10 protein-coding genes are annotated in these 11,740 nt (G+C 66.7%); 5 read left to right on the top strand and 5 right to left on the bottom strand.

Annotation, left to right across the window (positions count from 1 at the left end; all coding sequences use genetic code 11):
* Positions 1–55 precede the first annotated feature (55 nt).
* From egtB to POR01S_RS02140, 3 genes are all read left to right on the top strand, one after another.
* Positions 56–1,339 (top strand): ergothioneine biosynthesis protein EgtB, encoded by a 1,284-nt coding sequence (gene egtB / locus POR01S_RS02150; protein WP_042133447.1) that lies wholly within the window; start codon positions 56–58, stop codon positions 1,337–1,339.
* Between the two features lie 3 nt (positions 1,340–1,342).
* A complete protein-coding gene (egtD, locus tag POR01S_RS02145; protein WP_027599816.1) occupies positions 1,343–2,305 on the top strand; it encodes an L-histidine N(alpha)-methyltransferase in 963 nt (320 codons plus the stop codon).
* A 114-nt stretch (positions 2,306–2,419) separates the two neighbouring features.
* Positions 2,420–4,255 (top strand): putative bifunctional diguanylate cyclase/phosphodiesterase, encoded by a 1,836-nt coding sequence (locus POR01S_RS02140; RefSeq protein WP_042133440.1) that lies wholly within the window; start codon positions 2,420–2,422, stop codon positions 4,253–4,255.
* A gap of 54 nt (positions 4,256–4,309) precedes the next feature.
* Here POR01S_RS02140 and POR01S_RS02135 read toward each other — a convergent pair whose 3' ends face one another.
* Both POR01S_RS02135 and prmB read right to left on the bottom strand, forming a co-directional pair.
* Positions 4,310–5,629, bottom strand: coding sequence for a DEAD/DEAH box helicase (locus tag POR01S_RS02135; RefSeq protein WP_042133437.1), 1,320 nt, complete (start codon positions 5,627–5,629; stop codon positions 4,310–4,312).
* Positions 5,630–5,679: 50 nt separating this feature from the next.
* Positions 5,680–6,594 carry a 50S ribosomal protein L3 N(5)-glutamine methyltransferase gene (gene prmB / locus POR01S_RS02130; RefSeq protein WP_042133433.1) on the bottom strand — a complete coding sequence of 305 codons (915 nt, stop codon included), beginning with the start codon at positions 6,592–6,594 and terminating at the stop codon, positions 5,680–5,682.
* A gap of 252 nt (positions 6,595–6,846) precedes the next feature.
* On the opposite strand from prmB, the gene POR01S_RS02125 reads away from it, so the two are divergent.
* The gene (locus tag POR01S_RS02125; RefSeq protein ID WP_042133431.1) at positions 6,847–8,613 is read left to right on the top strand and encodes a thiamine pyrophosphate-requiring protein; all 1,767 of its coding nucleotides are present in this window, start codon (positions 6,847–6,849) and stop codon (positions 8,611–8,613) included.
* 75 nt (positions 8,614–8,688) lie between these two features.
* Positions 8,689–9,006, top strand: coding sequence for a hypothetical protein (locus tag POR01S_RS02120; RefSeq protein ID WP_255211785.1), 318 nt, complete (start codon positions 8,689–8,691; stop codon positions 9,004–9,006).
* On the opposite strand, the gene POR01S_RS02115 is transcribed toward POR01S_RS02120, so the two are convergent.
* Genes POR01S_RS02115 through POR01S_RS02105 form a run of 3 tightly spaced genes read right to left on the bottom strand, consistent with a single transcriptional unit; the run spans position 9,007 to position 11,716 of the window.
* A complete protein-coding gene (locus POR01S_RS02115) occupies positions 9,007–9,876 on the bottom strand; it encodes a rhomboid family intramembrane serine protease (RefSeq protein WP_042133428.1) in 870 nt (289 codons plus the stop codon).
* Positions 9,873–10,832, bottom strand: coding sequence for a metallophosphoesterase (locus POR01S_RS02110; protein WP_042133425.1), 960 nt, complete (start codon positions 10,830–10,832; stop codon positions 9,873–9,875). The genes POR01S_RS02115 and POR01S_RS02110 overlap by 4 nt, the downstream gene beginning before the upstream one ends.
* Positions 10,832–11,716 (bottom strand): NAD(+) kinase, encoded by an 885-nt coding sequence (locus POR01S_RS02105; protein WP_007158929.1) that lies wholly within the window; start codon positions 11,714–11,716, stop codon positions 10,832–10,834. The genes POR01S_RS02110 and POR01S_RS02105 overlap by 1 nt, the downstream gene beginning before the upstream one ends.
* Positions 11,717–11,740 lie beyond the last annotated feature (24 nt).

Raw genomic sequence — 11,740 nt, 5'->3', positions numbered from 1 at the left:
CTTATGCCGCCCGGTCGGTTTCCTGACAACCAAAAGGCCGACCAGGGAGAACGCCATGAATCCTCTCGCCCGCGAGCTGCCCGCAGCGAGTGACACCGCCACCACCCTGCTCGAGCGCTTCCAGCGTGTGCGCAGGGCCAGCGAGGCGCTCTGCGCCCCGCTCACCGTCGAGGATTACGTCATCCAGAGCATGGCCGACGTCAGTCCGCCGAAATGGCACCTGGCCCACGTCACCTGGTTCTTCGAGGCCTTTATCCTCAAGCCCTTCCTCAAGGGTTACCAGACGCCCAATCCGGCCTACGACTACCTGTTCAACTCCTATTACGAGACCCACGGCAAGCCCTTTCCGCGGGCGGCCCGCGGGCACCTGTCGCGGCCGGGCGTGGACGACGTCTATCGCTTTCGCGCGGCGGTGGACACGGCCATGGCCGAGTTGCTCAGCGCGCCGCCGGCCGAACATGCCGCCGAGATCGCCCGGCGCCTGGAACTCGGTCTGCACCACGAGCAGCAGCACCAGGAATTGCTGCTCATGGACATCAAGCACATCCTGGCGCAGAACCCCCTGCATCCGGTCTATCGCGCCGACCTGGCCAAGGGCCCCAAGGCCGCGGTCGCGCCCCTGGGCTGGGAAGCCCATCCGGGCGGCGTCCGGCATGTCGGCCATGGCGGCGACGGCTTCGCCTTCGATTGCGAGACGCCGGTGCATCGGCAATTCGTCGATGACTTCCAGCTGGCCGATCGGCTGATCACCAATGGCGAATACCTGGCCTTCATCGAAGACAACGGCTACGGCCGCAGCGATCTCTGGCTGTCCGACGGCGCCGCGGCCATCCGCACCCTTGGCTGGCAGGCGCCGCTGTACTGGCAGAAGCTCGATGGCGTCTGGCACCACTTCACCCTGGGCGGCCTGACCCCGGTGGATCCAACCGCACCAGTCTGCCACCTGAGCTTCTATGAAGCCGATGCCTACGCCAGCTGGGCCGGTGCCCGGCTGCCCACCGAGGCGGAATGGGAAACCGTGGCGGCGCGCCAGCCGATCCAGGGCAACTTCGTCGACCAGGATCACCTGCAACCGGTCGCCAATGCGGACCAGGGCATGCGCCAGCTGTTCGGCGACGTCTGGGAGTGGACCGGCAGTGCCTTCCGCCCCTACCCCGGCTTCAAGCCACTGCCGGGCAGTCTGGGCGAATACAACGGCAAGTTCATGTCCGGCCAGATGGTCCTGCGCGGGGGCTGCTGCGCCACGCCCCAGGACCATGTGCGTGCCACCTACCGCAACTTCTTCTATCCCACCATGCGCTGGCAGTTCTCGGGCCTGCGCCTGGCCAGAGAGGTCTGACCCATGGCCCTAGCCGTGCGCTTCTTCGATCAGCAACCGGTGACCGTCGCCGACAGCTCGCTGCGGGACGATGTGCTCCAGGGCTTCGCCCAGACCCCCAAGGCGCTGTCGCCCAAGTACTTCTACGATCAGCGCGGTTCGGAGCTGTTCGAGGCCATCACCCGGCAGCCCGAGTACTACCCCACCCGCACCGAAGAGGGCATCCTGGCCGCGGCGGCCGGTGAGATCGCCCGCCTGGCGGGGCGCGACGCCGCCCTGGTCGAACTGGGCAGCGGCGCCAGTCGCAAGGTGAGACTGCTGCTGGAAGCCATGCACCCGGCCGGCTACCTGGGCATCGACATCTCCCGGGAATTCCTGCTCAGCAGCACCCAGCGTCTGGCGGCCGACTATCCCTGGCTGGACGTCAGCGCCGCCTGCGCCGACTTCAGCCGGCCCATGACCCTGCCCGACAGTCTCGACGGCCTGCGCCCCATCGCCTTCTTTCCCGGTTCGAGCATCGGCAACTTTACCCCGGAAGAAGCCGGCGTTTTCCTGCGCAATCTGCACCGGATGCTGCCGGCGACCGGGGGCCTGCTGATCGGGGTGGACCTGATCAAGGACAGGGCGCGGCTGGATGCGGCCTACAACGATGCCGCGGGAGTGACCGCCGACTTCAATCTCAACCTGCTCGAACGCATCCGCCGCGAGCTGGACACCGATCTGGATCCGCAGCGCTTCCGCCACCTGGCCTTCTTCAACGAAGAACAGGCGCGTATCGAGATGCACCTGGTCAGTACCCGCGACCAGACGGTACGTCTCGAAGGCCGCCGCTTCACCTTCCGCGAAGGCGAGCGGCTGCATACCGAGAATTCCTACAAGTACAGCCTGGCGAGCTTTCGTGCATTGGCCGAAGACGCCGGTTTCAGACAGGTGCGGGTGTGGACCGACCCCGAGGGGCTGTTCGCCGTGTTCTACTTCGCGGCCTGATCCTTTCGACAGATAAATGACAACCGGTAGACTGTGAGGCGGGTAGAGAGGGAACTCTCGACCCGATCACGCTCTAAGTAGCAATCTGCTACTACAGCGCACCGAGACGTTGCTATGGAGCCCGCTCCACTCACTGCGGCCAACGAACGCCAGCGTCTTGCACTGCTGCGCGATCTTGCCCTGATCGACCGCCCTGCCGACCGTGCCTTCCAGGATCTCACCGATCTCTGCGCCCGGTTGTTCGATGTGCCCTATGCAATGATCTGCTTTCTTGACGGCCAGCAGGTCCATTGTCGAGCCACCGTAGGCTGCGCGCCTTTCACCGTTCCGCGCACCCAGTCGTTCTGCCAGCACCTGCAGGAAACCAATTTGCCGCTGCAGGTGGAAGACGCCCGCAACGATGCCCGCTTCGCCGACCTCCAGGTGGTGAGGGGTGCACCGAACATCCGCTATTACCTGGGCGCGCCGCTGCGCACCGCCGAAGGGCTGATGCTCGGCAGTCTCTGCCTGTTCGATGCCGCTCCCCGCGCCGCCCTACCCCAGGATCGGCTGGTGGCGCTGCAGCAACTGGCGGCCCTGGCCAGCCAGCACATCGAATTGCTGCGCACCGAAGCCTTCTGGGATCCGGTCACCCAGCTGCCCAATGGTCAGCGCTTCAGCGAGGATGCCGAAGCCCTGGCCCGGGCCGGTACCTCGGTGGTGGCGGTGGCGGCCGATCTGTTCGCCCAGAGCTATCTCAACGACTTCATCAAGGCCATGGGCCAGGCGCATTTCGATGGCCTGCAACGGGCCATCAAGCAGCACCTGCGCCGCCTGCTACCGGCTGAACAACCGCTGTATCGCCTCGGACCGGCCCGCTTCGGCTTTCTGCTGCACGACGCCGACGAGGCCGCGCAGCGGGCGCTGCTCGAGCGCCTGCAGCAGGAATTGACCGGGGTGCTCGACTACAATGGCATTCCCATCCAGACCCGGCTGGGTCTGGGGGTGATGTCCCTGACCGACGACCATCCCACCGACTGGCTGCGTGCCCTGATCGCCACAGCCGACGATGCCCGCGCCGAAATGCGCGGCTGCCGGTATTTCGATCCGCAGCATGACGCCGCCTACCGCCGCGCCTTCGCCCTGCTCAGCGCCCTGCCCCAGGCACTGCGCGCCGAGGACCAGTTGAGCCTGGTCTATCAGCCGCGCATCGATCTGGCCACCGGTCGCTGCCACAGCGTCGAGGCGCTGTTGCGCTGGCAGCATCCGCACCTGGGCCCGGTCAGTCCGGCGGAATTCATTCCGCTGGCGGAAAAGACCGCGCTGATCACCGCGCTGAGTCGCTGGGTCATGCAGCAGGCCATCAGCCAGGCTTATGCCTGGCAACGCGAGGGCCGGGGCCTGGGGGTGGCGATCAACATCTCCGCCCATGACCTGAACGATCCGGACTTCACCGAGCACACCACCGACCTGCTGCAGCGCTATCCGGTCGACCCCCGGCGCCTGGAGCTGGAGGTCACCGAGAATGCCCTGCTGGGTGACGTGGCGCTGATCCATCGGCAGCTGGCCGCCCTGCGCGAGCTGGGCATCGGCATCGCCATCGACGACTTCGGGACCGGCTACAACAACCTCTCGCACCTGCGTGAGTTGCCGGCCGACACCATCAAGATCGACCGCAGCTTCGTCCGCGAACTGACCCACCGCACCAAGGACCGGCTGATCGTCAGCTCGCTGATCGAACTGTCCCATCAACTGGGCTTTCGCATCACCGCCGAGGGTATCGAGACCGCCGAGGCCCTGGCCAGCCTGCTGGCCATGGGCTGCGACGAAGGCCAGGGCTTCTGGATCGGCAAGCCCATGCCCGAACCGGAATTGCAGGCCTGGTTGCTGATCCAGCAACCGGATCTGCAACGACGCCCTACGCGGCGTGCGCCGGTCTTCCAGCTGTTCGACAACGCCGCCAAGCACTGAGGCGCCCTGCCCCGCGGTCTAGCCGCGGGTTGGCGCCTCAGGCCCGCCGCAAGATCACTCCTGGGTGCGCTTGCGCGGCGGCGCGAAGCCGTCGGCCGACGTTGGCACCAGGGCGCCGGGACGGCGTTCGGACTTGGGTTTGGCCTTGCTCTTGGCCTTGCCGTCCTTCTTGCCCTCGGTCTTTTTCTTCTTCACACCCGCGGCCTTGCCCGAGGCCTTGAGCTTTTTCGGACCGCTGTAGCTGGCCTTGAGACCCGGCAGGTGACGACGCTCGAATCTCAGCTTGAGATAGCGCTCGATGCTGGACATCAGATTCCAGTCGCCATGGGTGACGAAGGAAATCGCCAGACCGGCCTCGCCGGCGCGCCCGGTGCGGCCGATGCGGTGGACGTATTCGTCGCCACTGCGTGGCAGGTCGTAGTTGATCACCAGGTCCAGGCCGTCCACGTCCAGGCCGCGGGCGGCCACGTCGGTGGCGATCAGGACCTTGACCGCGCCGCTCTGCAGCCGCTCCACGGCCAGCTTGCGGTCCTTGGTGTCCTTGTCGCCGTGCAGCACGAAGACCTTGAGGCCCTCGGCCACCAGGCGGCCGGTCAGGCGATCGGCCTGCACCTTGGTGTTGGTGAAGACGATGGCCTTGCGATAGGTCTCGTTGGCCAGCAGCCACTGCAGCAGGCGCTCCTTGTGCGGCGGCTCGTCGGCCAGGATCACCTGCTGCACCACGGCTTCGTTGAGCTCGCCGGTGCGGTCCAGCATGAGATTCTGCGGCTCGCGCAGGACCTGCTCGACCACCTGACGCAGGCTGTTGCCCCCGCTGGTGGCGGAGAACAGCAGGGTCTGGCGGCCTTCGCGCTCGCAACTGGTGGCGATCTGCAGCACGTCCTCGGAGAAGCCCATGTCGAGCATGCGGTCGGCTTCGTCCAGCACCAGCATCTCGATGTCCCTGAGATCCACGTTGCCGGCGTTGCGCTGCTCCAGCAGGCGACCGGGGGTGGCCACCAGGATCTCCGGATTCTTGCGCAGGCCGGCGGCCTGAACGCGGAAGTCCTCGCCGCCGATCACCAGGCCGGCCTTGAGAAAGGTGAACTGGCCGAAGCGTTCGATTTCCTTGGCGGTCTGCTGGGCCAGCTCGCGGGTCGGCAGCAGGATCAGGGCGCGGGCGCCGGAACGCGGCTTGGGATCCTTGAGCAGGCGATCCAGCAGCGGCAGCAGGAAGGCCGCGGTCTTGCCGCTGCCGGTACGGGCGGTGACGCGCAGATCATGGCCCTCCAGGGCCGGACCCACGGCGGCGGCCTGGACCGGGGTGGGCGTCTTGAAGCCCAGGGTGTCGAGGGCCTTGAGCAGGCGCTCGTGCAGAGCGAGTTCGGTAAACACGGGGTAGACCTCGGTAATGAAAGGCGGCCGCCACCGGCGACCGCAGGTGATCAGGGGACCAGACGGCTGCGGAACAGCGCCTGGTGCTCGCGGCACTGGGCGGCGGCGAGCAAGAAGACGCCATGGCCGCCGCGCTCGAATTCGAGCCAGGTGAAATCGACTTCCGGATAGAGCGCCTCGACGTGGACCTGGCTGTTGCCCACCTCCACGACCAGGATGCCCTGCTCGGTGAGGTGATCGGCCGCTTCGGCCAGCATCCGTCGCACCAGATCCAGGCCGTCGTCACCACAGGCCAGGCCCAGGGCCGGTTCGTGCTGGTACTCGGCCGGCATGTCGGCGAAGTCCTCGGCATCCACGTAGGGCGGATTGCTGACGATCAGGTCGAAGCGCTGCCCCGGCAGGCCGGCGAAGCCGTCGCCCTGGACGGTATAGACGCGCTCCTCCAGGCCGTGGCGCTCGATGTTCTGCCAGGCCACTTCCAGGGCGTCGTAGGACAGATCGCCCAGGGCCACCTCGGCCTCGGGGAAGGCATAGGCGCAGGCGATGCCGATGCAGCCCGAGCCGGTGCAGAGATCGAGGATGCGCGCCGGCGTGGCCGGCAGCCAAGGGGCGAAGTGCGCTTCGATCAGCTCGCCGATGGGCGAACGCGGCACCAGCACCCGCTCGTCGACGGTGAACGGCAGACCACAGAACCAGGCTTCGCCGAGCAGATAGGCGGTGGGCACGCGCTCCTGGATGCGCCTGTGCAAGAGCACCCCGAGTTCGTAGCGCTCGTCGTCTTCCAGGGCGCAGTCCAGGTAGCGGTCGGCGGTGTCCCAGGGCAGGTGCACGGCGCCCAGCACCAGGGCGCGGGCCTCGTCCCAGGCGTTGTCGTGGCCATGGCCGAAGAACAGCTCTTCGGCATGGAAGCGGCTGACGGCCCAGCGGATGTGGTCGCGCAAGGTGCGCAGGCGGGATTCGCTCATGAAAGGCTCCGGATGATCAGCCGCGCATTCTAACCCGCGCCCGGTCCGGCTGCAGGAACTTAACGCCGGACCCCTTCTTCCTAACCTAGGCTTGTTTGAAAAGTCGCCGAGCGAAGGTCAGGCAAGGCAAAAATCCGTGAGGAAGCGGAGTTTACGAGTGGTAAATGAGCATTCCGAACGGTTTTTTAACGCAGCATGGCCGAGCGCAGGCACTTTTCGGACAAAGCCTAAAGGTCCAGTTAGGAGAACGTCATGAGCAAGACCGTAGCCGACCATCTCTGGGAGCGCCTCGGGCAGTGGAACGTCGAGCGCGTCTTCGGTTATCCCGGCGATGGCATCAACGGCATCATGGGTGCCCTGGGGCGGGTGGCCGAGCAGTTCGACTATGTGCGGGTGCGCCACGAGGAGATGGCCGCCTTCATGGCCTGCGCCCATGCCAAGTTCACCGGCGAGGTGGGCGTCTGCCTGGCCACTTCCGGGCCCGGGGCCATCCACCTGCTCAACGGCCTGTACGATGCCAAGATGGACCATGTGCCGGTGGTCGCCCTGGTCGGCCAGCAGGCCGCCTCGTCGCTCGGCAGCGACTACCAGCAGGAAGTCGACCTGCACACCCTGTTCAAGGACGTTTCCGCCTACGTGGAGACGGTGGTGCATCCGGCGCAACTGCGCCATGTCGTCGACCGCGCCTTTCGCGTGGCCATCGCCGAGCGCCAGGTGGCCACGGTGATCATTCCCAACGACATCCAGCAATTGCCGGCGGTGGAAAGCCCGCCGCACCAGCACGCCAATGTCCTTTCCGGGGCCGGTGCCATCCCGCCACGGCCCTATGCCCAGGAAGACGACCTGCAGGCCGCCGCCGACATCCTCAATGCCGGCAAGAAGGTGGCCCTGCTGGTGGGCGCCGGTGCCCTGCAGGCGCGCAGCGAGGTGATGGCGGTGGCCGAGAAGCTCAGCGCCGGGGTGGCCAAGGCGCTGCTGGGCAAGGGTGTTGTCTCCGACGAACTGCCCTATGTCACCGGTTCCATTGGCCTGCTCGGCACCGAGGCCAGCGATCTGCTGATGAAGGAATGTGACACCCTGCTGATCGTCGGCTCGACCTTTCCCTATACCGAATTCCTGCCCAAGGAAGGCCAGGCGCGGGCGGTGCAGATCGACCTGCATGCGCGCAACATCAGCATGAGGTATCCCATCGAGCAGCCGCTGCTGGGCGATGCCGCCGAGACCCTGAGGCGCCTGCTGCCGCTGCTGCAGAGCAAGCCCCACGATAAATGGCGCGCGCGCATCGAGAAGAGCGTGGTCGACTCCTGGCACTCCATCGAGCAGCGCGCCCTGGCGCCCGCCGACCCGATCAATCCGCAGCGAGTGTTCCATGAGCTGTCCCAGCAACTGCCGCGTGACGCCATCCTCTGCGGCGACAGCGGCTCCCACACCAACTGGTATGCCCGCGACATCCGCATGAGCGGGCAGATGCTGGGGTCGCTGTCGGGCAAGCTGGCGACCATGGGCTGTGGCATTCCCTATGCGATCGCGGCCAAGTTCGCCCATCCGGATCGTCCGGTGATCGCCCTGGTGGGCGACGGCGCCATGCAGATGAACGGCAATGCCGAACTGGTCACCCTGCAGCAGTACTGGAAAAGATTCAGTAACCCGACCTTTATCGTCATGGTGCTCAACAACGGCGATCTCAACCAGGTGACCTGGGAGCAACGCGCCCTGGCCGGTGATCCCAAGTTCGCCCCGGCCCAGGACGTGCTGGACTTCCCCTATGCCCGTTATGGCGAATTGCTCGGCTTCAAGGGCCTGCGCATCCATCGTCCGGACGAGGTGGCCGATGCCTGGCAGCAGGCCTTCGAAGCGGATCGCCCGGTGGTGCTGGAGTTCGTCACCGACCCCAGCGTGCCGCCGTTGCCGCCGCACATCAGCTTCGAGCAGGCGCGGGCCTTCCTCGGCGCCATCGCCAGTGGTGATCCGAATCGCTGGGACATGCTCAAGCAGGGGGCCCGACAGCTGCTGCGCTAGCCCGCGCCTCTCAGGCTCGCCAAGGACCGCCGAGGCGTATAACCTCGGCGGCCTTACAGCGCCTGGGGTATGAGCATGCAGTTGCCCGAGCAAGACCGTTTCGATCCGCCGCCGCTGCGCCTGCGGCGGCCCTTTCTAACCTCCCTCGCCGCCGGCCTCAGCACCCTCTCGGTGCTGACGGGTTTGGCCGCGCTGCTGGCGGGCGGTGCCGCGCTGCTGCAGCTGCCGCAGTTGGCGCCCTATCTGTCCCTGGCCCGCGAGACCGCCCAGGGCTTCCTGGGTGGCGGCGCGCTGCTGTTGCTGGTCGGGCTCTGGTTGCGCCGCCGCAGCCAGCGGCGCTGGCGCTATCGCAATGCCCTGAGCCTCTCGCCCCAGCTCAAGCGGCGGCGCTAGCTAGCGCTGCCGCAGGCGTGCCAGGCCACCGCCCAGCAGGCCGGTAAGGCAACCCAGCACCAGGCCGCCGACATGGGCGCCATTGGCGATGGAGCCGAAACCGAGCAGGTCGAAGACGCCGGTCAGGCAGATCACCAGCCAGATCAGCATCATGGCCACCACGCCGCGCGGCATGCGATAGGCCGGATTGGGCGCCAGCCACTGGAACAGCCAGCAGTGGCCGAGCAGGCCATAGAGCACCCCGGACAGGCCGCCGAACAGGGCCGGTCCGGTCCAGGCGTACTGCACCAGGTTGGAGCCGGCGGCGAACACCAGGGTCAGGAGCAGCAGCATCAGGCCGCCCTGGCGGAATTCGATGCGCCGACCCAGCTCCCAGTACCAGAGGGCGTTCATCGCCAGGTGCAGCAGACCGAAGTGCAGGAAGATCGGAGTGACCAGCCGCCACCATTCGCCACGGGCCAGGCTGGCGTCGAGTTCGAGGAAGGCGATGTGCTCGGCGTCGATCAGGCGGAATTCCTGCAGCGTCAGGTAGTGGATCAGCGCCAGGTTGTCGCCCAGTTCGGTGGCCAGGCCCAGCAGCAGGGTGATGGCAAGAAAGACGGCGCTGACCGGACTGGCCTTGAGTTGCGCCAGCAGGCCGAAGTCGCGGGGTCCGCGGGCGGTCTGGACCTCGCCACGCGGATCGCCATCGGGATAGCGCTCATAGAGGCTGCGGGTCTCTTCGACCCGCGCCGGATCCAGCACCCAGAGCACCTGGCTGTCGCCCTCTTCCACCACCCGGTGGCGGATCTGCAGGCGCCGCAGCAGGCGGGTGAAGCCCAGCAGGTCACGGCCCAGGGGCACGCGCAGCACGGGTTGCGGCTGGTTCATCGCCCCTCCTCGCGCTGGACGTCGATCCAGACGAACTTGGCCGGATCGATCTGGCGTTCGTCGTCGAGGCGGTAGGCCACCAGCTTGCCGTACTTGACCGCGCTGTAGTCCAGGCAGGCCAGGTTGGGCCGCAGGGGTTCGGGATGGCCATCGCGCCAGTAGTGACCGACGAACAGCATCGGCTCCTCTTCGCCATAGCAGAGCAGCCCGGCCTTTTCCTCGTCGCTCAGGGGTTCGCAGGCGATTTCCGCCGGCAGCGCATCCGGCTGGAAGACCACGTCGCCATAGGTTTGGGGATCGCTCTCCCAGAACTTGGTGCGAAAGCGCGCCCGCACGTAGCCGTCGCTGCCGGTGAGGCGCAGGCCGTGGGGCAAGGGCAGCGAGACGCCGTTGAGCAGGCGTGAGGCGACCCGGCTGGCGAGGCTGCCACCGACGATGGACTGGCGGACGAAGTCCTCGTCGATGCAGGCGTCCGGATAGTGGTGGAGGAGTTCGTCGATCAGCCGCTGATCCCAGCAGGCATGCACGATGCGGAAGTGACCGAAGTCCCTGCACAGCGGCAGGGTGTAGAGCCAGTCCAGGTGGTCCTGCCACTCGCCGGGATGATCGGCGAAGGCGGCCAGGGTCTCCTGGATCAGCTGGCGATGACGGGGGGTGTGTTCGCGCACCCAGGTCTGGCCGGTGCCGGGGAGCGCCGGGGTGTGCCAGGCCAGGGCATTGAGTTCGTGATTGCCAAGGATGCAGTGGGCATGGCCACCCTCGACCATGGCGCGCACCCGACGCAGGGCGCCGCGAATGCGCGGGCCGCGATCGACCAGATCGCCGAGAAAGATCGCCTGGCGTTCGGGATGCTGCCAGACGCCGTCCACCTGTTGATAGTCGAGGCGCTCCAGCAGCAGGTCCAGGGTATGGGCGCAGCCGTGGATGTCGCCGATCAGATCGTAGCCGCGGGGCATCAATCGTCTCCCAGGCGACTGCCCCAGCCGAGCTTGGTCCGGCAGATCTCGTAGTAGTTGTGATCCAGCGGGTGGATCAGCCTGAGCTTGTGGGGCTTCTTCTGAATGGTCACGGTATCGCCGGGTGCGCAGGTGAAATGATTCTGGCCATCACATGAGACCTGCGGATAGATCGTCATGTTCGGCGACACCAGGATCGACAGGGTGCTGTCGCCGGAGACCACGATGGGCCGGCTGGACAGGGTGTGGGGATACATGGGCACCACCACAATGGCATCCAGCTTGGGATGCATGATGGGACCGCCCGCCGACAGCGAGTAGGCGGTGGAACCGGTGGGGGTGGCGACGATCAGGCCGTCGGCGCGCTGGCTGCAGACGAACTGGCCGTCGATGTACAACTCAAATTCGATCATCCGGGTGGATTTGCCCGGGTGCAGCACCACGTCGTTGAGGGCATCGCCCTGGCCGATCATCTCGCCGCCGCGTTCGACGAAGGCATCCAGCAGGAAGCGCGTCTCCATCAGGTACTGGCCGTCGAGCACCTCGGCGACCTTGGTCTCCAGCTCGTCGGGGCGGATGTCGGTGAGAAAACCCAGCTTGCCGCGGTTGATCCCCAGCACCGGAACCCGCGGGCGCACCAGGGCGCGGGCGGCGCCGAGCAGGCTGCCGTCGCCACCGACCACGATCACCAGGTCGCAGATCTCGCCCATGAGCTTGCGCGACACCGTCTGCAGGCCGTGTCCGGGCAGCACCTCGGCGATGGTGTTTTCCAGGATGACGTTGCGCCCGCGTTGCAGCAGAAAGGTCTTGAGCCGGCGGATGGTGTCCAGCACCTGGGTGCTGCCGAGTCGACCGATGATGCCGATGTTACGAAAGGAGTCCATGACGCGCCGGCGGCCCCGTTGGCT

It is taken from the genome of Pseudomonas oryzihabitans NBRC 102199 (assembly GCF_000730625.1).
Classification (GTDB): domain Bacteria; phylum Pseudomonadota; class Gammaproteobacteria; order Pseudomonadales; family Pseudomonadaceae; genus Chryseomonas; species Chryseomonas oryzihabitans.
This window is presented reverse-complemented; position numbering and strand designations above follow the sequence as displayed.